Here is a 25278-nt window from a genome sequence, read left to right as displayed (position 1 = left end):
GTGGGGCGCCCGTCGGCGCGCAGGTCGCTACAGGAGCGAGGGCGCGGCGGCGAGCAGGGTGCGGGTGTATTCGTCCTGGGCATCGGTGAAGATCCGCTCGGCGGTGTCGTGCTCGACGACCTTGCCGTGGTTCATGACGATGATCGAGTCCGAGACGAAGCGGACCGTGCTGATGTCGTGCGAGATGAACACCAGCCCCAGTCCGAGTTCGCGCTTGAGGTCCATGAGCAGGTTCAGCACCTGGGCGCGCACGGACACGTCCAGGGCGCTGGTGGGCTCATCGGCCACGATGATCTGCGGTTCCAGGGCCAGGGCGCGGGCGATCGCCACGCGCTGACGCTGACCGCCGGAGATCTGCCGCGGCAGCACCTCCATCGCGGACTGCGGCAGGCCCACGAGATGCAGGAGGTCCGTGACCCGGGCGAGACGCTCCCGCTCGGTGCCCACGCCATGGACCCGCAGCGGGTCCATGAGCGTCTCCCGGACCGGAAGCCGCGGGTTCAGGGCGGTCGCGGGGTCCTGGAAGACCACCGAGACGGTGCGACCCAGCTCCCGACGACGGGCCCGGGAGCGACCGAAGGGCTGCCCGCCGAAGAGCACGGTTCCGCTGGTCACGGGCTGCAGGCCGGTCATCACGCGGGCCAGGGCCGACTTTCCGGACCCCGATTCGCCGACGATGCCGAGCACCTCGCCGCGGCGCACCGACACGCTCACGCCGTCCACGGCGCGGATGGTGTCGGGCCGCAGCAGGCTGCCGGTGCGGAGCTTGTGCACCACGTGCACGTCGTGCAGCTCGATGGTGGGGGCGGGCCTGCCGTCGGCCGTCTCCGCCCCGCTGGAGCTCGTGGTGAGGTCGTTCATCGCAGGTCTCCTTCGAGGGGCGCGGGGACGCCGCCGGTGCTGGCCACGACGTGGCCGGAGTCTCCGACCGGGAGCAGCTCCGGGCGCCGGGTGGGATCGGCCGACGGGTCCAGCGAGCGCGGGGCGAAGCGGTCGCCGACGGCGAAGTCGCGGGGCGAGGGGACCGTGCCGGGGACCTGGTGCAGGCGCTCGGCGCCCGCCTCGATCGACAGCACCGAGCCGAGCAGGCCGCGGGTGTACTCGTGGCGGGGGTCGGTCAGCAGCTCGTGCTGGATGCCCTGTTCGATCACCTGGCCCGCGTACATCACGGTCACGCGGTGGGCGAGCTGGGCGACCAGGGCGAGGTCGTGGCTGACGAACACCATCGCGAAGCCGAGCTCCTCACGCAGCGAGTTCAGCAGCTCCACGACCTGCTTCTGCACGGTGACGTCGAGCGCCGTGGTGGGCTCATCGGCGATGACCAGCTTCGGATCGCGGGTCAGGGCCATCGCGATGAGCACGCGCTGGCGCTGACCGCCGGAGAGCTCGTGCGGGTATGCGGACAGGGTGCGCTTCGGGTCCAGGCCCACGAGGGCCAGCAGATCCTCGGCGGTGCGGGTGCCACCGCGGCTGGTCAGCTGCGCCAGCTGAGAGCGGATCAGCATCGAGGGGTTCAGGGAGCTCAGCGCGTCCTGGTAGATCATCGCGATCTCGTGGCCGCGCAGAGCGTTCATCTCCTTGGGCGAGATCGACAGCAGGTCGACGTCGCCCAGCATGACCGTGCCGCTGATCCGGGCGGTGCGGGGCAGCAGACCCATGATCGCGAGGCTCGCGACGGACTTGCCGGAGCCGGACTCGCCGACCAGGCCCATGGTCTCGCCCGGGCGCACCTGGAACGAGACTCCATCGAGGATGTCGGTGCCGTTGTGCGCCCCCGGGAAGGAGACGCGCAGGTCCTGGACGTCCAGCAGCGGAGGCACCGACTCGTCGACCACCTCGCGCTCGGGCCGCGCCAGCTCGGCGACGCGCAGTGCGGCGAGGGAGTCGTTCAGCAGGCGCTGCGAGGTCTCCGCGTCGGTCGCCCCGAGCACCTCGGGCTGTCCCGCGTCCGCAGCAGCCGCGGGCTCAGCGGACTTCGCGGGCACTGCGTCCACAGCAGCCGTGGCCTCAGTGGCCTCAGTGGCCTCAGCGGCGACGCCGGCCTCGTCGGCCTCGACGTCGACCGCCGCGCGGATCCGCGGGCTGGCCATGGCGTCGGTGAGCCCCTCGGAGAGGATGTTCAGCGAGAGCACGGTCAGCAGGATCGCGAGGCCGGGGAAGAACGTCGGCCACCAGTAGCCGGCCAGCAGCAGCTGCTTGCCCTCGGAGAGGATGTTGCCCCACGACGGGGCAGGAGGCTGCACACCGGCGTTGATGAAGGACAGCGAGGCCTCCAGCACGATCGCGTCGGCGACCAGGACGGTCGCGAACACCATGATCGGGGCGATGCAGTTGCGGGCCACGTGCTTGAGGAGGATCCACGGGGTGGAGGCACCCATGACCTGCGAGGCGGCCACATAGTCCTCACCGAACTGGGCGAGCACATTGGCGCGCACCACGCGGGCCAGCTGCGGCACGTAGAGGAAGCCGATCGCGAAGACCAGCACCGGCAACGAGGTGCCGAACACGGCGACGAACACGGCGGCCAGGGCGATGCCCGGGAACGACATGATCACGTCGAGCACGCGCATGAGGATCTCGGAGGGGATCTTCGAGGCGGTCGCGGCGAAGGAGCCGAGCACGGCGGCACCCACGAGCGCGGCGGCGGTGGCGGCGAGCCCGATGATCAGCGAGGAGCGGGCACCGTGGGCGACGCGCGAGAAGATGTCGCGCCCGATCCTGTCGGTCCCCATCCAGTGGTCCAGGCCCGGAGGCTGGACCGGAGGGCCGCTCGCGAGGGGACCGTACTGGGCGATGACCGGTGCGAAGATCGCGAGGAGGGTGAGCCCGGCCAGGAACAGGACCGCGATGCGGCTGGGCCAGGGGAGGGCGGTGAACGGGGCCAGCGGGCTGCCGCTGACGGACTGGAGACGGGATCCGAGCTTCGGTCGCATGTCAGATGCTCCTGATGCGGGGGTTGACGACGACGTACAGGAGGTCCACGACGATGTTCACGATGATGAAGGAGATCGCGACCACGAGGGTCACTCCCTGCACGAGGAACACGTCGTTGCGGTTGACGCCGTCGAGGATGAGCTGGCCCATGGCCTGGATGTTGAAGATGATCTCGATGATCACGGCGCCGCCCATGAGGTACCCGACGCGGAGGCCGAGCACGGTGATCGGGGTGATCAGCGCGTTGCGCAGCACGTTGCGGCTGACGACGATCGGGTAGGGGACACCGGCACCGATCGCGGTGCGCACGTAGTCGCGGTCCAGCTCCTCGACCATGGCGGTGCGGACCACGCGGGTGAGCGATCCGGCGACCGGTATCCCGAGCGCGAGGGCAGGGAGGGCGATGTTGTTGACGTAGGTGGCGGGATCCTCGAAGAATCCGACCCAGCCGGAGACGAGGGCCGGGAACAGCTGCCAGCCGCCGGGGATGTCGGCGAGCCACTGGACCAGCAGCAGGGCGAGCCAGAACGACGGTGTGGCCAGCGACGCGACGGTGAACACGCGGATCACCTGGTCGACCCAGCGGTCGCGGAAGAGGGCCGCCAGCACGCCGAGCACCGCGGCGATCACGATCGCGATCGCAAGGCCCAGGAAGGTGAGCTGGAGGGTGATCGGGAGTGCCCGGGCGACGACCTCGGTGACCGGGGTGTTGCCGCTGGTGGTGCCGAGATCCCCCCGGAACATGCCCCCGAGGAACGAGAAGTACCGCTCCAGGAGCGGGTCATTGAGCCCGTTGGCCTCGCGATACAGATCCAGCGCCTCCTCCGAGGCGGATTCGCCGAGCGCGCGCCGAGCCTGGTCGGTGGGCGAGAGGGACATGATGACGAACACCAGCAGGGTGACGCCGAGGATCATGAGCGGCAGCGCGACGAGGCGCCGCCCGATGAGTCGGACGAGTTGGGACACGAGGTCCTCCGTGGGTCGAGCGGTGGGTCAGGACGAGGGGTGCGAGAGGCCTGCGGGCCGGGCGGGCTGTGCGAGCCGGGTGGGCTGTGCGCGCCGGAGCGAGCCAGCCGGGGCGGGGCGGGGCGGCCCGAGGACTGCCCCGCCCCGCACGAGTCACTTCGCCTGCGTGGACGCGACGTCGACGAGGCTGAGCCCCGTCAGCGAGATCGGCTGGAAGTTCACCAGGGTCGTGGAGTCCCAGGCCGTCGGTGCCTTGCGGTGGAACAGCGGGTACAGCGGGACCTCGTCCGAGAGCAGATCGAACAGCTGGCCCCAGACCTTCTCCTGCTCCGCCGGGTCCACGGCCTCCAGACCCTGGGTGAGCAGATCCGCCGTCTCGGTGCAGGCGTCCTGGCCCTTCCAGTGCATACGGTTCTCGGTCCAGACGGGGCTGCCGTACCACCAGCGCATCAGCAGGTCGGGATCGTTGCCGAACACCGAGGGGTCACCGGGGGCGACCATCACGTCGAAGGCGTCGGGGTCGGAGTCCACCGTGGTGTAGGCGTCGGCCGACTGCTTCTGCTCGAAGGTCACGTCGATGCCGATCGCGGAGAGGGACTCCTGGATGATCGGGGTGCACTGCTGGACCCAGTCATGGTCGGTGACCAGCATGCGGAAGGACGTGAGGCCCGTCTCGGCGAACAGCGCCTTCGCCTTCTCGGCATCCAGGGAGTAGACCGTGGAGGCTTCCTTGTAGTTCGGGTGGTCCTTCTGGACGAAGCAGCTCGCGGGCTCCGCCTGACCGCTGAGACCGGTCTCGATGACCTTGTCCATATCGATCGCGTAGAGGAACGCCTGGCGGTTCCTCAGGTCGTTGAACGGGTTGTCCTTCGCGTTGTTGAACATCGCGAAGAGCAGTCCGAAGCCGCCCACGGACTCGACGGTGCCGCTGCCCTTGAGCTGGTCGATCGAGAGGTAGGGGACCGAGTCGATGACCTGCACGGTCTTGGACTGGATGGCGTTGGTGCGGGTCGCGGCGTCCGGGATGATCTCCCAGCTCATGGTCTTGGCCTGGGCCGCCATCGGGCCGGTGTAGTCGTCGAACCGCTCGAACTCTACGACCTTGGAGGTGGCGCCGTTGTCGGTCGTCTTCCAGGGCCCGGTGCCGATCGGGTTGGCATCGAACTCCTTGGGATCCGCCTCGACGGCGGCCTGGGGCACGATCTTCACGGTCGAGAGACGCTCGGCGAACACGCCGGTGGGGGCGGTGAGGGCGAAGGTGACGGTGGTGTCGTCCTTCGCGGTGACCGACTCGATGAAGGGTACGAACTGCGAGTACAGCGACGCGTTCTCCGGGTCCAGCACGCGCTCGAAGGAGAAGACCACGTCATCGGTGGTGACGGGGGAGCCGTCGTGGAAGACGGCGCCGTCGCGCAGGGTCACGTCCACGGAGGTGCCCTCCGCGGAGGGGATCTCGGTGCCCAGCGCCGCGTAGACCTCACGGGTCACGGGGTGCAGCTCGGTGAGGCCCTCGAGGGTGTGCCAGTTGACGGCCACGGTCAGAGCGGCCGACGTGCTCATCGGGTCGTAGCCGTTCGTGCCGAGCTCGTAGCTGATGGCGGCGCTGAGGTGGCCGTCCGGATCCGCCTCGTCGGCGGGGGCGCCACCGGCATCCGATCCGGCGTCCTTCCCGGCGTCCTGGGGAGCGCAGGCTCCGATGCCTGCGACGATGCCGGCGGCGCCGGCGAGGGTGGCGGAGCCGCGGAGGAAGCTGCGCCGGCCGAGTCGATCGGCGGAGGTGGTGATCGCCATTGATGCATCCCTTCAAGGGGTGATCCGGCCGCGTGTCGCGCCGGGGTCGGGTGAACGTCGTCCTCACAGCCCGCCGACAGTCGTTGCTCTCCGTCCGGGGTGGTTGCCCCGTCCGAGGACGGTTGTCACGGTCACGAGCGGTCGCCGCACTGCGAAGATCAGACGTATGATGTCTGATGACCGGGACAGTACAGGAATCGATCCGTGATCGCCACCACGCGTCCGAAGACCGATGCACAGCAGTGACCATCCGAGCCGACCTGCGGCTGCGGGGCCGAGCACGGCATGATGGGGCAGGCGTCACACCCGTGACGATGCGCCGGGGGAGGAGACGACATGGCTCGCACCAAGGGAGCTGGCAACAGCGCCGTCGAACGGATCCAGGACCTGATCCTGACCGAGGGGCTCGTGCCGGGGGACCCGATGCCCACCGAGACCGCGCTGTGCGAACGGCTCGAGATCTCCCGTTCCTCCGTCCGGGAGGCGATGCGCACACTGGCTTCTCTGGACATCGTCGAGGTGCGGCACGGCCACGGGACCTTCGTGGGGCAGCTGTCCCTCGCCCCGCTCGTGAACGGTCTGCTGTTCCGGGCCCGGCTGGACGACGGCAATGACCTGCGGGCTTTGCGCGAGGTCGTGGAGCTGCGCATCGCGATCGACCTCTCCGTCGCCGAGCAGCTCGTCGAGATCTACCGCGGCACCGTGAACTCCGAGCTCGAGGCCCTGGTCGAGGACATGCGACGCCTCGCGACGACCGGCCAGCCGTTCCCGGAGGCCGACGCCGCCTTCCACACGGCCCTGTTCTCGCGGCTGCCCAATGGCCTGCTGCGCCAGCTCGCGCAGGCCTTCTGGGAGATCCACACGACGGCCGTGCCGCTGCTGGAGATCGTGCAGTCCGAGGACATCATGGTCACCGTCGACGCGCACCAGGCGATGCTCACCGCCCTCGAGGCGGGGGACGCGGACGCCTATCGCGACGCCGTCCACGAGCACTACCGGCCCTTGGGTCGCACTCTCGACGCCGCCGGCCGCGCGGCCGCGTCGGCCTCGGCGGGGTGACCCCGGAGCGTGTCGTCGTGACCTCGAATCCTGCCGCTACGCCCCCGGACCCTGTCGCGACGGCCCCGGATCCTGTCGCCACGACCCCGCAGCAGGTCGTCGCGCTCCTGCGGTCCCGGCCCTGGGCCTCCCAGGAGTGGGCTCGTGACCTGGTCTCCGAGTTCCCCGACCGCCTGCACGGCGTGCTGGCGCACTGGGGCCTGGAGGTCCGGCACGTGCATCTGGCGGGCGCCGGACTGCCGGTGCTCGAGGTGGAGCGTCGGTCGGGACCCGTCGGCCCCCGTGGACCCTCCGACGCCCCCACGGGCTGCGGCCTCCAGGCGACCGGCAGTTTCGTCGTGAAGTTCGGGGGTGGGGGAGCCGATGTGGCCCAGCAGGCCCGGATCCTGGCGGCGGCGGACGGTCACGGCTACGTCCGGCTGGTCGCCCATGACGAGGAGCGAGACGCGATGCTGCTCGAGAAGCTCGGCCCGATGCTCCCGCAGACCGTCCCCGATCCCCTCGCCCAGACCGATGTGCTCGGTGGCCTGCTGCTGCAGGCCTGGGAGGTCCCGCTCGACGTCGGGCGACCCTTCGCCCCATCGCAGAAGGCGCGCTCCCTGCTGGCGATCCTCGACGGCGCCCTCGCGGCCGGCGCTCCAGGATCCGTGCTCCACGCCGAGGTGCTCGGCCGAGCCCGGATGCTCGCACTCGATCTCATCGAGTCGCCGTCACAGCATCAGGTGGTCGTCCACGGCGACCCGCATCCCGCGAACGTGCTGCAACGCGGCGACACGCACGTGCTCATCGACCCCGACGGCTTCCTCTGCGAGCCCGAGTACGACCTCGGGGCCGCGCTGCGCGACCACCGGCATAACATCGACGATCTCGACCGCACCGACGGGCCAGGTGCCGGCCGTCGCTGGCACGCTGAGCTCGCCGAGCGCCTGGCGCGCCGCGTCGGACTGGATCCGGAGAGGGCCCTGGCCTGGGCGCATCTCGAACGCGCGACGACGGGTGTCCATCTCGGCCGGCTCGGCTATCTGGCAGAGGGTGAGGCCTGGCTCCGGACGGCGCGCCGCGTGCTGTGCTGATCCGCCCCGCCCCGCCCCTGTCGCGGCGTGAACCGGCCCTCCGCGGTGCCGCCCGGAGCGCTACCGTGGTCGGCATGAGCGATGCGGATGATCTCGGGCAGCTGGCGGCGCTGGACATCTTCCTGCCTTCGCCGCCGCCGGATGCGGAGACGCAGGAGGCGTTCCTCGACGAGGCCGCCGCCCTGGCGCTGGACGGCCACCCGATCACCGTCTACTTGCAGGACGAGGACGCCTGGGCCTTCGAGGAGTGCGAACCGGTGCGGGCGCTGCTGGACTCTGCCGGCGAGAGTGCTCTCCCCGTGACGCTGCTGGGGCTGGACATCGTGGTCAGCGCGATGTACCCGACGACGGAGCAGATGAGTCGCTTCGCCCGGGCGGGGACGCAGGCGCGCGAGCGGAGCTCGGCAGCGGCCTCCGCCTGCGGCCCCGGCGGTGCCCCGATGCCCCGCGAGGCCGGCGGGTTCGCCGCCCAGCTGATGGGTGCCGCGCCGGCCCCAGCTCGCCCTGCCGGAGGGCCGGACATCGGCGCTCGGCGCAATCTGATGGGCGGCGACATCGGGGACGGGCTGCCTAGCTCAGGCACAGGCACAGGCACAACCGGCGGAGGCGTAGGCGCGGGCACAGCCCCAACCGGCGGAGGCGCATCCGGCGCAGGCGTCGCCAGCACGTCGGCCGGCTGATTCCGCCGTGAACGGCGCGGGCCACGGAACCGCGGGGCCGTCAGCCGGTCATGACCGCTCTGCGGACGCAGTCGCGCAGGAGCTCGCGACGGGCGTCGTGGACCGTCGTCGGCTCGGCGGAGGTCGCGGCATAGACGGTGCTGACCGGCGACCAGGCCATGGACATGCTGATGACCATCGCCATGATGTCGAACGGGTCGCCGGCACATATCGTCCCCGCCGCCTGGCCGTCGGCGATGAAGGCCAGCTTGCGGTCGTCCAGCCGGTCGGCGTCCTCGACGAGATGACCTTCGGGCCGACGTTCGAGGCGGGTCCAGGTGGCCAGTCGGATGAGTGACGGCTGCTCCACGTACTCGTCGTAGAGGCGCACGGCCCAATCCGGGAGGTCCGAGGAGTCGATCGGGACCACTTCCACGATCCGCTCCAGGGAGTCCCGGAAAATCGCGTCGAACAGGCCGTCCTTGTTCCCGAAGTAGTCGTAGAGCTGCGCTTTGTTGGTGCGGGCGGCTGCGACGATGCGCTCCACGCGCGCACCGGCGATGCCGTGCTGCGCGAACTCCTCCGTGGCAGCGTCGACGATGCGCTGCCGGGTCGCGGCACCTCGTGCGGTCAGCACCTTGGTCGGTCGTGATCCGGTCTGCATGGTTCCACGATACGCAACAGAACAGTTTGTTTGACTTCGGCGTCCCGGGGTCGCACACTAAAACAGACCGAACAGTCTGTTGTTAGGAGAGGCGATGCGAAGTACTCAGGGATGGGTGGCCCACCGATCAGCCGCAGAGGGGTCTGCTCCGGACGGGTCTGCGGCGGATGGGTCTGCTGCGGAGCACGCAGCCGCAGGCGCCCGCGCGACGCTGCACCGGGAGGCGGTGGAGCGCCGCGATCTGCGGGCAGACGACGTCGCCGTGCGCGTCGACTACTGCGGCGTCTGCCATAGCGACCTCCACGCCCTGCGCGATCACGGGGGTAGGAGCGCGGGCGGGGATGAGGCTGCGGGCGCGAGTGCGGCGGCGGCTGCGGCTGCGGATGAGACCGCGGATGCGACGGATGGTGGCTCCTCGGTCCCCCTGGTCCCCGGCCACGAGTTCATCGGTGTCGTGACCGAGATCGGTCCGGAGGTCCAGCGCTTCGCGATCGGGGACGTCGTCGCGGTCGGCAACATCGTCGACGCATGCCTCGTCTGCGACATGTGCACCGCCGGGCAGGAGAACTTCTGCCGGGAGTTCCCCACGCTGACGTACGGGGGAGTGGATCGACGGGACGGGAGGCCCACCCTCGGGGCATATGCGCGCGAGTACGTCGTGCGCGAGGAGTTCGCCCACCGCGTGCCGGAGGGTCTGGATCCGAGCGCCGCAGCACCTCTGCTGTGTGCGGGGATCACCGTCTGGGAGCCGTTGACGGCGCTCGAGGTCGGGCCGGGAGTGCGTGTCGCCGTGGTGGGTCTGGGAGGGCTCGGGCATCTCGCGGTCAAGCTGGCCACGGCGCTCGGCGCCGAGACCACCGTCATCAGTCGTTCAGCGGGGAAGCTCGAGGATGCCCGGCAGCTCGGGGCTGCGGATCTCCTGGTCTCCGGCGACGGGCCGGCGATGGCCGCGGCGCGGGGACGATTCGACGTCATCGTCGACACCGTGGCCGTCTCCCACGAGCTCGCCCCGTATCTCGAGCTGCTCGCGCTCAACGGCACCCTGGCGCAGGTCGGCTACCTCGGCCCCGTCACCGTCGAGACCACGGATCTGCTGCTCGGACGCAAGAAGCTCACGTCGGCCGGAAGCGGAGGGATGGCGCAGACCGCGCAGCTGCTCGAATTCTGTGCAGAGCACGGCGTGGTCGCCGATGTCGAGGTGCTCCCGTCCTCACGGGTCGGTGAGGCCCTCGATCGGCTTGCCCGGGGCGACGTCCGCTTCCGGTTCGTCCTGGACATGTCGGACCTCGACGTCGACCCGAGCTGAGCGGGGTGTCCCGTCTGCCCGTCACTCAGCCGAGCGAGCAGGCCACGCCGTTGAAACCGTGGTTGCAATACCCGTTCGGAACCTTCTGCAGGTACTGCTGGTGCTCGGGCTCGGCGGTGTAGTACCGCCCGTCGCCGGCCTCCGCGAGGGGCTTCAGCTCGGTGGTGATGGCGCCGCGACCTGCCGCGTCGAGAGCTTCCTGGTAGCGGGCCGCGGAGTCTCGGACCGCCTCGCCCTGCGCTGCGGACGTCCAGTACACGGCGCTGCGGTACTCGGTGCCCACGTCGTTGCCCTGGCGGTTCGCGGTGGTGGGGTCGTGCTGCTCCCAGAACTGGGTGAGCAGTGCCCGCAGGGTTTCGTCGCCGCCGGAGTAGAGGACGCGCACCGCCTCGGTGTGTCCGGTCTTCGCGGAGAAGACCTCCTCGTAGGTGGGGTGCGGCGTGTAGCCGCCCGCGTAGCCGGAGGAGGTCGTGTGCACGCCGGGCGTCTGCCACGCGATGCGTTCGATGCCCCAGAAGCAGCCGCCGGCCAGGATGATCTCCTCGGTGTCGGCCGGCCACGGGCGCGGGTCGACCGGGGAATCGGGGCCGAGCATGTCGGTGCCCAGCACGAGGTGCTCGCGCGCGAGGGAGTAGGGGTACCGGTCCCGGCCGGGGAGCGCGTTCTCCGGCGTGACCATGTCCTTCTTGTGCCCGTACAGGAGATCCATCATCTGCCACATGAGCATCACGCTAGTCCTGCGCGCGGGCGAGCGGGAGAGGGGCGGGAGGCTTCTCACGAGGTGAGGCGATGAGGGAATAGACAAGGGGGTAGGCGAGGGGATAGACGAGGGGCAGGCGGGGCGACGCCGCAGGGTGCGAGCAACGAGGTGTCGTGGAGACGTTTCGGGGGATTCGAGAGGCAGATTCGAGATATCCACAGTGCGTTCACAGCTGTGGATCTGCGTGATTTCTTTCCTCCACAGTGGGTGGTTATCCACATAATTGTCCCCAATTCATGGGGGGTCTTGTCCGGGGGTGCCTCGTGGGTCATTCTGGAGTGGCAGCAACGGACAGGCGTTCGAGCACTGGGCTCGTTCAGAAGCACCGGGCTGGTTCAGAAGCACCGGACTGGTTCCGTGAAGACACGACGTGAGGGGGATGGCCATGGAGGCGATCGTGACTGCACTGCCCGGCCCGTCGCCTGCGTCCGCCTGGACCGCAGAGCTCACAGACCTCCTCGAGCGCGCCCCACGGGGCGCGGATCTCGCAGGCTCCTCGGACCATGACCTGATCGACCTCATCGCAACCCTGGAACGGGGGAAGGGTGCGCTCGGTGCCTGCCAGGCGCACGCGGAGGTCACGTTCCGGGAGTCCCAGATCGCAGTGCAGAGGCACCAGGGGGTCGCGAGGGGGCAGCTCGGCAAAGGGGTCGCGGACCAGGTGGCACTTGCCCGCAGGATCACCCCGAAACATGCCTCGGACCAGCTGGTCGTCCATCGGATCCTGGTCGAGACGCTGCCCCGCACCACGAAGCTCCTCGAGCAGGGTGAGATCAGCGAATGGGCGGCCGCCGAGGTGGCGAAGAACGTGCTCGTCCTCAGCGACGAGGATAGAGAGCTCATCGACCAGGAGCTCGAGGGAAGGCTCCCCGCCATGACGGCGTCGGCCTCGGGGCGCGCCACTCGCGCTCGGGCGCAGGAGCTCGATCCTGCCGCCGCGGTGAAGCGCGCGTCCCGTGCGGTCGCCTCGCGCAGGGTCTCGATACGTCCTGCGCCGGACGGCATGTCGATCCTCCATGCCATCCTGCCCACGAAGGATGGTGTCGCCTGTTTTGCAGCGCTGACCCGTGAATCGAAATCGGCGAAGAGCTCCGGAGATGCACGGGGGAAAGGGCAGATCATGGCGGATGCGCTCGTCGAGCGTGTCACGGGAGCGGCGAATGTCGACGCCATTCCAGTGGAGATCTCTCTGCTCATGACGGATACGACGCTGCTCGGGACAGAAAACAAATCCGCGTGGATCGAAGGAATCCCGATTCCAGGCGGTACGGCGCGCGATATCGCACTCGGAGTCGCGACCACGTCAGCAGCCAAGCTGCCTCAAGCGCCTGCGGTCCCTGGAGCCCCCGAGGATCCCGGAGCGCACGAAGTTCCCGGTGCGCCTGAAGTTTCCTTGACTCTCGAGGATCCCGGTGCGCCCGACCCTCCTGGGCCCCAGCGCACGTCGCCGACACCCTGCGCGGTCGCCCCGGAACGTGAGGGGAAAGTCGAGGCTGACCCGGATCATGCCGATTCTGACCGGGATCATTCGGAGATGCCTCAGCTCCCACCTTCCCCGGGACCGCACGGTGATGATCCCTCGAAACCCCCGGAGCGTCGCATGCTCCAGGAGGCGAAGCGCTGGATACGGCGTCTGTACACCGACCCGCACACGGGCGAGCTGACCGCGGCAGATCCGCGTCGGCGAGTGTTCCGGGGAGCCGTTCGTCGGTTCATCCTGCTGCGGGACCAGAAATGCCGGACGCCCTGGTGCGATGCGGCCATCCACGATGTCGACCACTCGATCAGATACTCCGAAGGCGGGACGACCACTGTCGATAATGGCATCGGCTACTGCCAGCGCTTCAACCTAATCCGGGAGCTCCCGGGCTGGGAGACGAGCATCGAAGCCGCTGACGAGGGAAAGCCGGCACGGCTCGTCATCGTCACCCCTTCCGGTCACCGATACACCTCGACCGCACCCGCACTGATCGAGCCAGAGCTCGCGGCGAACGGACTCGGGGCCGACGGACTCGGGGCGGACGGACTCGAGGCGGACAAGCTCGAAGCAGACAGGCTCGGAGCAGACGGGTCCGGATCAGACGGCGTCGGGCACGACATCATCGCCGCGTCTGCAGAGAACGCGGGCGACGAGAACGCGGACGACCAGGGCATGGACGACCGGGTCATAGACGACCAGGACACCGGCGATGCGGCCGCACGCGCGAGCTGAGATGCAGTCGCACGCACGCACGCACGCACGCACGCACGCACACACGCACACAGGAACGCAGGCACGCAGGCACGCACACACGCACACAGGAACGCAGGCACGCAGGCACGCAGGCATGAGCAGAGCTGTCGGCCCGACTCCTCACGCGCCCGGTCAGGACGCCGCTCTAGGGAAGGCCGGGCAGTTGTCCCACACCGCGCGTACTGACCGGCCGCGATGCGCTCGCCTGTCAGAATGGAGAGATGGAGCCGATGACGACACCGCAGAACCCGTTCGTACCCCACCGCCCTGCTGAGGGCAGTGACGCGGGATCCCCTGGCAGCACCCGCCCGAACATCGTCTTCATCCTCACCGATGACCACGCTGCGCACGCGATCAGCGCCTATTCGGGCCGGGTCAACAGCACTCCAAACCTGGACCGCATCGCGTCGCAGGGAGCCCGGCTCGATTCGCTGTACTGCACGAATTCGATCTGCACACCCAGCCGGGCGACGATCCTCTCGGGCACCTACTCGCACATCAACGGTGCCGCGACGATCTACTCCGGATTCGATTATCGGGTTCGCACCTTCCCCCAGGTGCTCCACGACTGCGGATATCGCACCTCTCTGTTCGGCAAGTGGCATCTGGGGCATGAGGAGCGCAACGACCCCCAGGGCTTCGACGAATGGCGGATCTACCGCGGTCAGGGCGAGTACAACGATCCGGTCATGTACGGCATCGACGGTGCCGGGGAGCGGGTGGATGCCGTCGTCCCCGGCTATGCCACCGACACCGTCACCGATCTGGCACTGGACTGGCTGGACCGCACCCAGGCCGAGGATCCGGATTCGCCGTTCTGCCTGCTCCTGCACCACAAGGCCCCGCACCGCAACTGGATCCCGCACCCCCGCCACGCGGACCTCTATCCCCTGGAGACGATCCCGGAGCCGGACACCCTCTTCGACGATCACGCGACCATGAGCCGCGCGGTCCGCGAGGTCCGCATGAGCGTCGCCGACGACCTCACCGAGAACGACCTCAAGCAGCCCCTGCCCCCGGAGCTCCAGGGCGAGGAGAACCGTGAGGCCCGCACCCGTCGCAACTACCAGATCTACATGCGCGACTACCTCCAGACCATCCAAGCCATCGACGACTCCACCGGGCGCGTGCTCGCCGAGCTCGAATCACGCGGCCTGGCGGAGAACACGATCGTCGTCTACACGTCGGACCAGGGTTTCTTCCTCGGCGATCACGGCTGGTTCGACAAGCGGCTGATGTTCGACCAGTCCCTGCAGATGCCGATGATGGTGCGCTGGCCCTCCACGATCCCGGCCGGAACGGTGATCGATGAGCTCACCACCAACGTCGACCTCGCGGCCACCCTGCTCGACGCCTGTGGGATCGCCCCCGGGGAGGCCCTCCCCGATCAGCAGGGACGCAGCCTGCTCCCGCTGCTGGACGGCTCGGCCGACGACCACCTGCGCGCCACCTGGCCCGATGCGATGTACTACCGCTACTGGGAGCACGAGGACCCCTCGCACAATGCCCCCGCGCACTACGGCATCCGCACCGCCACCCACAAGCTGATCCACTACTACGGGGACGGCATGGGGGCGCCCGGGTCCTCCGACGCGATCCGCGAGGCCGAGTGGGAGATGTATGACCTGGTCGCCGACCCCGCCGAGCTCACCAACATCGTCGATGACCCCGCCCATGCCGGGATCCGTGCCGAGCTCGAGAACAGGCTGACGGCGCTCCAGGAACAGGTGAGGGACAGGCCGTACGAGGGTCCGGACACCCCGCGCCCCGAGTGGGGCCGGTGAGTCGTGTGCCCTGCCGGTGACCCGTACGCCTTGCCGGTGACCCGTCGGCCCTGCCGGTGACTCTCGTACAGGGCTGATGCCGCGCTCACCTCGAGCGCGGCATCACCGTCACGAACAGGCCGATCGCTCCGAGGATGCCGATCACGAGCATCCATGCACCGAACTGGACCCCGGACAGGGCGACGACGAGAAGTCCCGCGACGATGCTGATCGCGAGCACGAGCAGCAGTCCTCGGCCACCCAGCATCCAGGCCGACCGTTCGAATTCCCCGTGCGCGGGGATCGTCGCGGCCAGGGCGAAGGCGACGTGCGACAGCAGCAGGGCGAGCCCCACGCCGGCTGCCCGCAGCAGCGACAGGTCACCCTGCCCCGCGAGCGCGAGGATGATCGCCGCGGGAGCGATCAGGCCGACGTCGCTGTCCGGGCGGAGAGCCTGCACCAGCAGGGAGCCTGCCACGGCGAGCGTGATGATGCCGGTGCCGATGTGCACGAACAACCCGCCCGGCAAGGTCCCGACCAGGGCGAAGGGCATCGTCGCGACGCCCACGAGACGGAGCAGCCATTGTGTGCCGCTGACCCTCCGCAGCCCCAGCAGGAACTCGGCGATCGGGTCGATGAGCAGTCCCAGTCGCATCAGGACCTCCGCATCCGCGGTGCGGTGCGCGCCGCGGACAACGACAGCAGCACAGGGGCGAGCGAGGAAGGACCCTCCCAGGCGGTCACCGGGACCCCGGCCTCCCGCAGCTCACGGATGGTGGTCTCGCGCAGCAGCCGCCTGATCGCCCAGGCCTCGGGCCAGAAACGGTCCGGGGAGACGCCGTCGGCCCGCAGAGGCTTCCCGTTCAGCACGGAGACGTCACCGATGCTCGGTGGCAGCGTGTCCACGACGATCACGTCGGCGCCGTGCGCCACGAGCTCGCCGATCTGCGTGATCACCTCCGTGCGGAGCAGCGGCGAGCAGACCACCGTGAGGGTGCCGGCTCGCACGGCCCGCAGGCGTCGGGCGGGGCGGAGCTGGTCGTCGTCCCGGCCTGCGCGGGCGAGGGCGTCGGTCAGCACGCGCAGCTGCCGCGGGCCGGTGCCGGCGGGGACGGGCCCGATCAGGTGCCCGATGTCGAAGACGGAGACCCGGTCGCCGGCGGTGAGATAGTGCCGTGCCACGGCGGAGGTCGCGCGGATGGTCATGTCCAGGCTGGTCGGATCCTCGCTGTCCGCCCAGGGCGCGGGGGCGACGTCAGCGATTGTGTCCGTGACGATGAGGACCTCGGTGTCCTGCTCGGTGAACGTGGCGTTGGTGTGGAGCTGACCGGTGCGCTGGGAGACGCGCCAGTTGATCCGGTGCAGCCGGTCTCCGGTGCGGAAGGCGCGCACCTCGGAGAGCGCGGTGCCGTCGCCGCGCCGTCGTGACAGGTGAACCCCGCTGACACCGATCGGCGTGGGCACTTCGACGGGGGCATCGAGCACGGTCGCGGAGGGCACGACCTGCACGTCGGGTGCCGTGAGCTCCAGCTGGTCGCGGAAAGCACCGAGCTGGTCGGTGACCAGCGCGTGCACGGGGCCGACCCGGATCCGTCCCCAGCGCTGGGCGCTGAGGCGCAGCTGCAGATGGCCGTCGCCGGCGGTGGAGCCATATTGCGGGGCGAAGTCCGTCTGGGGCCGCATCGGGAAGGTCGCCGCGGTGAGCACGCCCGGCGCGGTCGTCAGCGAGATGATCGCCGAGCCGCCCTCTTCCAGGGTGCGTCGACTCGCCTGGATCCGAGGGGGCACCGACTCCTGGTCGTCCGACGCCGTGAGCCGCAGAGCGAGCGCCACCAGGGCCCAGACGAGCAGCGGGAGGCCGGCCAGGATCAACGCGGGCTTCCCCACCAGCACGGCCAGAGCCGCGGCGGCACAGCCGACGACGGCCGCGCGCAGGAGGGCGGCCGTCGGGCGCCTTCGCGTCCCCGGGGAGATCTGCGCTCCTGGTGAGGCCTGCACCCTTGAAGACCGGCCCGGAGGCATCGAGGTCACGCCGAAGCGCCCGAGGTGACCAGCGGGGCGGCGTCGACCGCGGCCGGGACCGGGACCTGGTCCAGCACCGATTCGACCACACCGGCACCGGTCGCGTTCTGCAGCCACAGCTCGGGCTTCACGGTCACGCGGTGATCGAGGGCGGGATGCGCGAGGGCCTTGATGTCCTCCGGGACGACATAGGTGCGCCCCCGGATCAGCGCGAGCGCGCGGGCGCAGGTGATCAGGGCGAGGGTGCCGCGGGGCGAGGCGCCGACCAGCGCGTGCTGGTGGCGGCGGGTCGCGGCGACCAGCTCGACGGCGTAGTGGCCCACGGACTCCTCGACGTGCACGTCCTCCACGGCGGACTGCACGGCGAGCAGGCCCTCGGCGTCGAGCACCTCGGGAACGGCCTGCTCCTCGCGGCGCCGGTCGATGCGCCGGGAGACCACCTCCCACTCCTGCGCGGCCGTCGGATACCCGAAGGACAGCCGCAGCAGGAAGCGGTCCAGCTGGGCCTCGGGCAGGGGGTAGGTGCCCTCGTGCTCGACGGGGTTGGCGGTGGCGAGCACATGGAACGGCTGTGGGAGCGGCCTCGTGGTGCCCTCCACGGACACCTGGCGCTCCTGCATCGCCTCGAGCAGCGCCGACTGCGTCTTGGGAGGCGTGCGGTTGATCTCGTCGGCCAGCAGCAGCCCGGTGAACACCGGGCCGGGGCGGAACACGAATTCGCCCGTGCGCTGGTCGAACACCTCGGCGCCGGTGAGGTCCGCGGGCAGCAGGTCGGGCGTGAACTGGGCACGCTTGAAGGGCAGCCCGAGCGCCTGGGCGAAGGATCGCGCCGCGAGGGTCTTGCCGAGGCCGGGCAGGTCCTCGAGCAGCACATGGCCACCCGCGAGGATCCCGGTCAGCACCAGCTCGAGGGATTCGCGTTTGCCGATCACGGCGCCCTCGACGGCGTCGAGCACGGCCTTCGCGGCGGCGGTGGCGGAAGTGGCCTCGGCAGGGGGCATGGGGGTGGGCTGGTTCATCGTTCCCTCTCCTCGCCGGCAGCGAGTTCTCGGAGATAGCGGTGCAGGGCACGTCGGTCGATCGGGCCGACGGGATGGCTCTCCGCGTCGGCATGGCGGGAGTCGGCGATGAGCCGGCTGAGCTTCTCGTCCAGGGGCGGGGCGGCGGGGTCGTGCGCTCGCTCGTCGGCGATGTCGCCGAGCGTGCGCGCGAGGCCGCGGGCGGTCATCCGCCGCGTGGGCTGGGCGCCGTGGATCAGGTCCTCGAGGCGGCGTACGCGCATGTCCCGGGCATGGGGCAGCGCGTAGTCGGCGTCGAGGTCCAGCTCGGGGGCGTGGAGGGGATCGTCGCGGGTCGCCCCGTTCTGCGTCATCCACCAGATCGCGCCGATCGCCAGTCCCACGGCGATCGGCAGCGGCAGCGGGATCCGCATCCCGAGCAGCGACAGCAGGCCGACGATCGCGAGCGCGACGAGGACCCCGATCGCGAGGCGCACCAGCAGGCGGGTGATCGGGCTCGGGGGGAGCTGTGGGAGCAGGCGGTTCATCGGGCCTGCCCGTCGGCCGGGGCCTCGACGTCGGCGGTCAGCCGGTCCAGCAGTCCGATGGCCTCGTCGCGGTCGGCTTCGCGGAGCGGCTCGGGGTCGAACAGCGCCCGACGGTAGAGGTGCGCCAGGCGGTCCAGCGACGGCCGATCCAGCTCCAGGGTGCCGAGCACCTCGACGACGAACTCGAGGGTGGTGCGGGAGGGCAGACGCTGGATCCCGGCCTCGGCGATCGCATGCTCCAGTGCGAGCCAGGCCGCGATCACCGCATTGTGCGCGTCGACCACCGTGGACAGGCTCGTACGGGCATCGTCCAGCGCGGCGCGCGCTTGGGCGGGCGTGAGCTCCTCGTCGTCTGCGGCCTCGGCCAGCTCCGGGGCGGGGCGCGCGAGCTTCCGCATCCGATACAGCACCCAGATGGCCACGATCAGGAGGATCGTGCCGACCACGAGGAGAAGCACGAGGGGGCCGCCGCCGGACTGGCCGGAGTCGGGCTGCACGGGCTGCTGGAGCCCGGTGGGCATCTCGATGTCCGGGACCTCCTGGGGCTCCTGGGTGCGTGGCGAGAACTCCCACTGGCCCGAGCCGTTGGAGGTGATGCCGGGGCCACGATCCGCGGCGGCTCCGAGGGTGACCAGTGCGATCCCGGCCAGTGCCATGATCAGCAGCAGCGCGGCCACGAGTCGGCGATGGGTGCGGGCCGTTGCGGTGGAGTCCGGTGCGGTGGCGTCCGTCCCGGGGGAGTCGTCGGTGCTCAGGGCGCCTCCCCGGTTGTGGGTGCGCCGGGAGCAGGGCCGGTGTGCGGGGACGCGACGATGATCGACTGCTCCCCGGCGATCCGGGTGAGGATCAGCGTCGCGGACTCGTCGCCGAAGCGGCGCGGACGCAGCTTGCGCCGCAGCTCCTCGGGCTCCACCGCGGTGCCCCGCTTCTTGATCTCGAGCACGCCGAGGCGGTGTTCGCGCAGGTACGCACCGAGTCGCTTGAGGCCGAAGGGCATCACGTCGCGCACGGCGTATCCCCGGGCGAAGGGGGTGTCCACGCGGGCATCGCCGGTCAGGTAGGCGATGGTCTCGTCCAGGGTGTGGGCCTCGAGCTCGTGGGCGAGGCGGCCGATGAGGCCCGCGCGGATCACGGCGCCGTCGGGCTCGTAGACATGGTCGCCGAGCGGCCCGGGGGTGGGATCGGCGTCGACGCCGCTGTCGGAGCCCGTGCCGCCGTCCGCGCCCGCCCCGCGGTCCAGCCGGTGCGCCCCGTCGCGGTCGATGAGCACGGCCGAGGAGCTCACGCCGTCACGGGCGAGGGGCCCGAACCAGGCCGTGGCCTCGAGCACCTGGCCGTGGTACGAGAGCCACTGGGTCTCGATGTCCCGCGGGAGCGCCGACCGGTCGATGCCGGGGCCGAGCTTCGCCCCGAGCGGGCCCACGCCGCCGTCGGTGCCGAGCCGACGAGCGAGCTCGAGCACGGCCGACAGCGGAGGCTCGTACTCCTCGGGGTCATGGATCCGGCGCGTCCCGTTGCGGGTCGGGGCACGACGGGCCGGATCCAGCCAGATGCCCTCGGTCTCGGTCGGGTCGTGCCCTTCGGCCTGCCCCAGCCGCACCGTGGCGGCGGGGAAGGATCGCAGATTCACGGTGGCGACGGCGACTGCGAGGGGATCACGGTCCACGGCGTGCACCTCGAGGCCCAGCCCGGCCAGGGCCATGGCGTCGCCGCCGATGCCGCACCCCAGATCAGCGACCGATTGCACCCCGGCGCGCTGGAAGCGTTCGGCGTGCATCGCCGCGATCGGGAGCCGCGTGGCCTGCTCGAGGCCGTGCGGGGTGAAGACCATGGAGGAGGCGAACTCGCCGAACTTGTCGACCGCCCTGGCGCGCAGGCGGGACTGGGTCATCACGGCGGAGACCAGCTCGGCGGGGTGGCCGGCCTCGCGCAGCTGGGCGCCCTGTCGCAGGGCGTCCTTCTCGCGGTACGGAGGAAGGGAGTTCAGCAGTGCCCACCCGCTGCTCTGGAGAACTGGTTCGAGAGCGCGCACGCCGACCTCGGAGCCGTCGGGGGAGGGGGAAGCCATGCGGGCCAGGCTACCCGGTGGACATGTGTCGGGCATCACGGGTCCGCGGGGCGGCCCTGTCGAGTGCGGATCGGGGTGCCGGGCACCCCGACGAGGCCCGCTGATTAGCCGCGGGCGTCGAGCCGATCAGCCTGAGCGATCAGGCGCGAGCGATCAGGCCCGGGCGTCGAGCACGAGCTTGCCGCGCGTGTGGCCGTCCTCGAGCAGGCTGTGAGCCTTGGCGATCTGGTCCAGCGGCAGCACCCGGGAGACCTCCAGCGGGTAACGGCCCGCCCGGATCCCCTGCACAAGGCGGTCCAGACGGTCGCGGCCGGGCTTGATGCGGGGCACCTTCGCGTCGACGCCGCGTTCGTGCGCGGGGGTGAGGTCCGCCAGGGTGGGCAGCGTGACCAGCAGGCCGTTCTCGGCGATGTGGTCGAGACTGGGCAGGAAGGTCGAGTGGTAGTGGGTGTCCAGGACGACGTCCACCCCGCGGCCCTCGGTCGCCCGGCGCATCTCCGCCTCCCAGTCGCCGGTGTCGTACGGGACCGGGACGGCGCCCAGCTCGCGGATCCGCTCGGCGTTGGCCGCGCGGCCGGTGGCCCACACCTGCGAGGCGCCGGCCTCGAGGGCCATCGGGATCAGGAGCTGCCCCACGCCGCCGCTGCCGCCGTGCACGAGGACCGTCTGGCCCGGTTCGATGCGGGCGGTGTCCTCGATGGTGGCGATCGCGGTCAGGCCCACCAGCGCCAGGCCCGCCCAGCGGGGGAGGTCCTCGTCGTCGACCTCGTCGGGGATGGGGGCGAGAGCATCGGCCCCGATCGCGATGAGCTCGGCGGCCACGCCGCGCGGGTCACCGGGGGCGCGCATGCCGAACACGCGGGTGCCGGGCATGAGGCCGCGGGAGCCGAGCTCCGCGTCGTCGAGGTCGCTGCCGGCGCTGACCACGGTGCCGGCCATCTCGCGGCCGGTGCCGGCGGGAAGCTGCAGGTCCCGGGACATCCCCGAGGAGCCGTCGCGCACCTTGTAGTCCAGGGGGTTCAGGCCCACGAAATCGACCCGGACCAGCACCTCATCGGGCTGCGGCTCCGGGGGAGCGGCGTCGGAATGGAGGGTCAGGACCTCGGGGCCGCCGAAGCGGTCGAAACGGATCTCGCGCATGCCTCCATTCTGCACCCCCGGGCTGACCGATGGCAGGGCGCCCCCTGCGATGTGGATGGGGGATCATGGGGGTCGAGCACGGACAGCGCCGCCCGCAGGCGGCCCGCCGCATCACCGCACTGCACCGCATCGAGGAGAACCATGGCCGCCCCGCGCTTGGACCCGTGGCAGTGGCGCGATCTTCTGCTCCAGGAGATCCACCTGCCGCGCGCCGTCGTCGCCACCCCGGTGCACGAGGCCGTCGGTCACGTGCTCGCCGAGGGGATCCACAGCCCGGAGGATCTCCCTGCGGCGCCGATCGCGGCGATGGACGGCTTCGCCGTGCGCCGTGCGGATCTGACGCCCGGCACGTGCACCCTCCCGGTCGGCACCGAGATCGCCGCCCGTCCCGGCACCCCCGCGGTGCTCACGCCGGGGACCGCGGCCCGCATCATGACCGGTGCCCCCGTGCCGGAGGGGGCCGACGCCGTGATCGAGGTCGAGGCGACCGACACCGATCCCTTCGGGCCGACGCCGCGCACCGTGTCCTTCACCCTCGACGCCGTCCCGCCGCTGCGGCGGCACATCCGTCGGCCGGGCGAGGAGATCGCGCGCGGTCAGGAGCTGGCTCGGCCGGGGGACCTCGTCGGCGCCGGGCTCGTGGGGCTGGTGCGGGCGCTGGGCCTGCGCGAGCTGCCGATCCAGCGCCCGCTGCGCGTCGCGATCGTCGTCACCGGAGATGAGCTCACGGGAGACGACCCGACCGGTGCGACGGCGAACGGGCCGACTGATGGAGCGAGCGAGGTGCCGGCGCCCGAGCCGGGGACCGTGCGCGAATCCAATGGCGCGATGCTGGGTGCAGCCCTCCACGCCGACGGCGCCGAGGCCCGGGCGTTCCACAGCGGCGACGCCCCTGAGGAGCTGCGCAGCACCCTGGAGGCAGCCTCCGAGCACCACGACCTCGTGTTGACCACGGGCGGCATCGGTCATGGAGCCTTCGACGTGGTCAAGGCCCTGCTCGGCGAACGGGGGACCGGCAGCTCCCGCTTCGAGCACGTCGCCCTGCGTCCGGGCGGCCCCCAGGGGTTCGGTCACCTGCCGGACGGCACCCCGGTCATCCACCTGCCCGGGACGCCTGTCGGTGCACTGGTGGGGTACCACCTGTTCGTGCGGCCGCTGCTGGCGGGATCCGACGCGGAGCCGCGGCGGGTGCTCCGGGGGGCGGTGGACCCGGGAGACGGACTGCTCGCGAGCACCGCCGCGAGCACCGCCGCGAGCGTCACCGCGAGCACTGCCGCGAGTACGGCGCGGCGAGCTGATCACGTGCAGGCTCTGCCGGGCCGTCTGCGTCGAGACGCGGACGGGAGGGAGGTCGTGGATCTGCTTCCGGGCCGACGGCTCGCGCCCTACGGACGGGCCGACGCCATCGTGCTGGACGGCGGGCCCGACCGACCGGTACCCGACGGGCCGGTACCCGACGGGAAGGTATCCGAGGGGCCGGTATCCAATGGGCTGGTAACTGATGGACCGGTGTCTGGCCGATCAGTAGTCGACTCAGTAGTCGACGGGCTCGTGTCCGACGACGGTGCCGAGGCGGCCACCGTGCTCGTGGTCCCGCTGTGACCGCGCCCTGATGGCGGGAACTGAGGGCACAGCTCCGACAGATCAGAGCTTCCGGGTGGGGGGCTCCTCCAGCTGACGCGAGCGAGCCTGGTCGCGGTCGCGCGCCTGGTTCCGGCGCGCGTGCCGGCGCTGCATGATCGTGCGCGCCCAGGACACGGAGATCACCGCCGAGGCCCCGAGACCGAGACCGAGCGCGAGCGCCGCCAGCCACGGACTGTAGAACCACCCGGCGAGGGGGAACAGCAGCAGCGCCACGAGGCCCACCGGCCAGGGGCCGAGGTCGCGATGGCCGAGCAGATCCGCGGCGACGACGGCCGCCACGACGCCGAGGATGAGCACGAGAAGGTGCAGAAAGGTCACGATTCGAGCATAGCCGCGTGCCTGCCAGGTACCGGACGGTCAGTTTGTGACCGAAGAGTGGACGGGGAGGCGTTAAGGTGTCCACGTGTGCACGAGGAGACCTGGAGCACACCGTGATCGAGGGATTGCACGCGTGCCGCTCCACGCCGATGTGGCCGGTGCCGGTGAACGCCCGGAGCGAAGGGTCCAGTACGAGGAGCCCAGCAGGAAAGGCCCGGTACGAGGGAACCGCTGCGAAGCAGGGTGCTCATGTCGTGCGCGGAAAGACGAGAGCACGAGAACTACGTGGAATACGAGAGGACAGCAGGGGAATGGCTGAACGTGTGTTGAGGAGACAGCGTGATTAGGTTCGTCTCCCTGAGAGTGCTCACGTACGCGATCCTGGCGTTCGTCGCCACGAGCTTCGCGTACCTGCTGGCTGCGTCGCTGATGCACCCCGAGGAGGTGCTCTACCCGCCGATCGCGACGAAGCCCCTGCCTCCCGCGACCGCGCAGATGTACCTCGACGTGCGCAACGTCAACCCGGACACCCCGCTCTTCGAGCGGTATGCCAACTGGCTCGGCGGACTGGTCCGCGGTGACCTCGGTGTCACCACCGGCACCAACAAATCGATGACCCCGGTCATCGAGGAGCTGGGCACGCGCATCCCGATCAGCTTGCGGCTGGTGGTCCTCGGCACCGCGATCGGCACCGTCCTCGGCATCGTGCTGGGCATGATCGCGGCCGTGCGCCGCGACTCCGTCGGCGACCGTGTCTCCACGCTGCTGGCCTTCTTCGTGCTCTCGCTGCCCACCCCGGTGATCATCCTGATCGTGCAGCAGATCAACCAGGGGGTCATGGACACGACCGGCTGGGGGCTGCCGGCCATCAACCCGATCAACCCCCTGCTCGAAGCAGGCTCCTGGGAATCGATCTCGTACCAGATCAAGGCCCTGATCATGCCGACGATCGTGCTCGCCCTGACGGCGGCGGCGTCCTATTCGCGGTACATGAAGGTCACCACGCTCGACGTGCTGGGCAGCGACTACCTGCGCACCGCGCGCGCCAAGGGACTGACCAGGGGTCGCGCGATGACCCGCCACGGCCTGCGCATGGCGCTGATCCCGATGGGCCAGTACTTCGCCTTCGCCGTCGGCGGTGCCTTCTCCGGCTCCCTGTTCGTGGAGCTGATGTTCAACTGGCAGGGCATCGGGCGCTTCGCGATCTCCGCGATCCAGATGGCAGACGTCAACGGGACCGCCGGCGTGGTCCTCTACAGCGCCATCCTGACCTTGCTCTCCGCGACCTTCGCAGACTTCCTGCAGGGTGCGCTCGACCCGAGGATCCGGTGA

The 25278-nt window shown here is 70.5% G+C and carries 22 protein-coding genes; 8 read left to right on the top strand and 14 right to left on the bottom strand.

What is annotated here, in order from left to right:
- Positions 1-27: 27 nt before the first annotated feature.
- From ACT3T5_RS01015 to ACT3T5_RS01000, 4 genes are all read right to left on the bottom strand, one after another.
- Positions 28-861 carry an ABC transporter ATP-binding protein gene (locus tag ACT3T5_RS01015; protein ID WP_444593328.1) on the bottom strand — a complete coding sequence of 278 codons (834 nt, stop codon included), beginning with the start codon at positions 859-861 and terminating at the stop codon, positions 28-30.
- Entirely contained in the window at positions 858-2933 is a 2076-nt protein-coding gene (locus ACT3T5_RS01010; protein ID WP_444576318.1) for a dipeptide/oligopeptide/nickel ABC transporter permease/ATP-binding protein, read from the bottom strand. Before ACT3T5_RS01010 ends, ACT3T5_RS01015 begins: the two co-directional genes overlap by 4 nt.
- A 1-nt stretch (position 2934) precedes the next feature.
- Positions 2935-3900: an ABC transporter permease gene (locus ACT3T5_RS01005; RefSeq protein ID WP_444576317.1), complete on the bottom strand. Its 966-nt coding sequence runs from the start codon at positions 3898-3900 to the stop codon at positions 2935-2937.
- A gap of 153 nt (positions 3901-4053) precedes the next feature.
- A complete protein-coding gene (locus ACT3T5_RS01000; RefSeq protein WP_444593327.1) occupies positions 4054-5691 on the bottom strand; it encodes an ABC transporter substrate-binding protein in 1638 nt (545 codons plus the stop codon).
- Between the two features lie 336 nt (positions 5692-6027).
- Between ACT3T5_RS01000 and ACT3T5_RS00995 the strand changes: the two genes are divergently transcribed.
- The 3 genes from ACT3T5_RS00995 to ACT3T5_RS00985 all read left to right on the top strand — a co-directional run bounded on the left by ACT3T5_RS00995 (position 6028) and on the right by ACT3T5_RS00985 (position 8503).
- Positions 6028-6750 carry a FadR/GntR family transcriptional regulator gene (locus tag ACT3T5_RS00995; RefSeq protein ID WP_444576314.1) on the top strand — a complete coding sequence of 241 codons (723 nt, stop codon included), beginning with the start codon at positions 6028-6030 and terminating at the stop codon, positions 6748-6750.
- A 17-nt stretch (positions 6751-6767) separates the two neighbouring features.
- Positions 6768-7823, top strand: coding sequence for an aminoglycoside phosphotransferase family protein (locus tag ACT3T5_RS00990; protein ID WP_444593326.1), 1056 nt, complete (start codon positions 6768-6770; stop codon positions 7821-7823).
- Between the two features lie 74 nt (positions 7824-7897).
- On the top strand, positions 7898-8503 hold the full coding sequence (locus ACT3T5_RS00985; protein WP_444593325.1) for an arsenic metallochaperone ArsD family protein: 606 nt from the start codon (positions 7898-7900) through the stop codon (positions 8501-8503).
- A 40-nt stretch (positions 8504-8543) separates the two neighbouring features.
- On the opposite strand, the gene ACT3T5_RS00980 is transcribed toward ACT3T5_RS00985, so the two are convergent.
- The gene (locus tag ACT3T5_RS00980; protein WP_193119006.1) at positions 8544-9146 is read right to left on the bottom strand and encodes a TetR family transcriptional regulator; all 603 of its coding nucleotides are present in this window, start codon (positions 9144-9146) and stop codon (positions 8544-8546) included.
- Positions 9147-9240: 94 nt separating this feature from the next.
- Between ACT3T5_RS00980 and ACT3T5_RS00975 the strand changes: the two genes are divergently transcribed.
- Positions 9241-10452 carry an NAD(P)-dependent alcohol dehydrogenase gene (locus ACT3T5_RS00975; RefSeq protein WP_444593324.1) on the top strand — a complete coding sequence of 404 codons (1212 nt, stop codon included), beginning with the start codon at positions 9241-9243 and terminating at the stop codon, positions 10450-10452.
- 25 nt (positions 10453-10477) lie between these two features.
- Here ACT3T5_RS00975 and msrA read toward each other — a convergent pair whose 3' ends face one another.
- Complete coding sequence (msrA, locus tag ACT3T5_RS00970) at positions 10478-11173, bottom strand: peptide-methionine (S)-S-oxide reductase MsrA (RefSeq protein WP_444593323.1); 696 nt, start codon at positions 11171-11173, stop codon at positions 10478-10480.
- A gap of 436 nt (positions 11174-11609) precedes the next feature.
- Between msrA and ACT3T5_RS00965 the strand changes: the two genes are divergently transcribed.
- Both ACT3T5_RS00965 and ACT3T5_RS00960 read left to right on the top strand, forming a co-directional pair.
- Positions 11610-13424 carry a DUF222 domain-containing protein gene (locus tag ACT3T5_RS00965; protein WP_444593322.1) on the top strand — a complete coding sequence of 605 codons (1815 nt, stop codon included), beginning with the start codon at positions 11610-11612 and terminating at the stop codon, positions 13422-13424.
- A 251-nt stretch (positions 13425-13675) separates the two neighbouring features.
- Positions 13676-15229: a sulfatase family protein gene (locus ACT3T5_RS00960; RefSeq protein ID WP_444576303.1), complete on the top strand. Its 1554-nt coding sequence runs from the start codon at positions 13676-13678 to the stop codon at positions 15227-15229.
- Positions 15230-15314: 85 nt separating this feature from the next.
- Here the strand turns inward: ACT3T5_RS00960 and ACT3T5_RS00955 are convergent, their stop codons facing one another.
- The 7 genes from ACT3T5_RS00955 to ACT3T5_RS00925 form a co-directional block, all read right to left on the bottom strand.
- A complete protein-coding gene (locus ACT3T5_RS00955) occupies positions 15315-15863 on the bottom strand; it encodes a hypothetical protein (protein ID WP_444593321.1) in 549 nt (182 codons plus the stop codon).
- Positions 15863-17206, bottom strand: coding sequence for a DUF58 domain-containing protein (locus tag ACT3T5_RS00950; protein WP_444593320.1), 1344 nt, complete (start codon positions 17204-17206; stop codon positions 15863-15865). Before ACT3T5_RS00950 ends, ACT3T5_RS00955 begins: the two co-directional genes overlap by 1 nt.
- A 29-nt stretch (positions 17207-17235) precedes the next feature.
- On the bottom strand, positions 17236-18249 hold the full coding sequence (locus ACT3T5_RS00945; protein ID WP_444593319.1) for an AAA family ATPase: 1014 nt from the start codon (positions 18247-18249) through the stop codon (positions 17236-17238).
- Complete coding sequence (locus tag ACT3T5_RS00940) at positions 18246-18776, bottom strand: hypothetical protein (protein ID WP_444593318.1); 531 nt, start codon at positions 18774-18776, stop codon at positions 18246-18248. The genes ACT3T5_RS00945 and ACT3T5_RS00940 overlap by 4 nt, the downstream gene beginning before the upstream one ends.
- A complete protein-coding gene (locus tag ACT3T5_RS00935; RefSeq protein ID WP_444593317.1) occupies positions 18773-19453 on the bottom strand; it encodes a DUF4129 domain-containing protein in 681 nt (226 codons plus the stop codon). The genes ACT3T5_RS00940 and ACT3T5_RS00935 overlap by 4 nt, the downstream gene beginning before the upstream one ends.
- A 74-nt stretch (positions 19454-19527) precedes the next feature.
- Positions 19528-20844: a THUMP-like domain-containing protein gene (locus ACT3T5_RS00930; RefSeq protein ID WP_444593316.1), complete on the bottom strand. Its 1317-nt coding sequence runs from the start codon at positions 20842-20844 to the stop codon at positions 19528-19530.
- A 153-nt stretch (positions 20845-20997) separates the two neighbouring features.
- On the bottom strand, positions 20998-21984 hold the full coding sequence (locus ACT3T5_RS00925; RefSeq protein ID WP_444593315.1) for an NADP-dependent oxidoreductase: 987 nt from the start codon (positions 21982-21984) through the stop codon (positions 20998-21000).
- 141 nt (positions 21985-22125) lie between these two features.
- Here ACT3T5_RS00925 and ACT3T5_RS00920 point away from each other — a divergent pair, with 141 nt between their 5' ends.
- A complete protein-coding gene (locus ACT3T5_RS00920; protein ID WP_444593314.1) occupies positions 22126-23586 on the top strand; it encodes a molybdopterin molybdotransferase MoeA in 1461 nt (486 codons plus the stop codon).
- 42 nt (positions 23587-23628) lie between these two features.
- Here ACT3T5_RS00920 and ACT3T5_RS00915 read toward each other — a convergent pair whose 3' ends face one another.
- Entirely contained in the window at positions 23629-23946 is a 318-nt protein-coding gene (locus tag ACT3T5_RS00915) for a hypothetical protein (RefSeq protein WP_444593313.1), read from the bottom strand.
- A gap of 339 nt (positions 23947-24285) precedes the next feature.
- Between ACT3T5_RS00915 and ACT3T5_RS00910 the strand changes: the two genes are divergently transcribed.
- Complete coding sequence (locus tag ACT3T5_RS00910; RefSeq protein ID WP_444593312.1) at positions 24286-25278, top strand: ABC transporter permease; 993 nt, start codon at positions 24286-24288, stop codon at positions 25276-25278.

Source organism: Brachybacterium sp. AOP3-A1-3 (assembly GCF_052378285.1).
Lineage (GTDB): Bacteria > Actinomycetota > Actinomycetes > Actinomycetales > Dermabacteraceae > Brachybacterium.
Note: the sequence above shows the minus strand (reverse complement) of the source record. Positions and strands in the feature narration are given on the sequence as shown.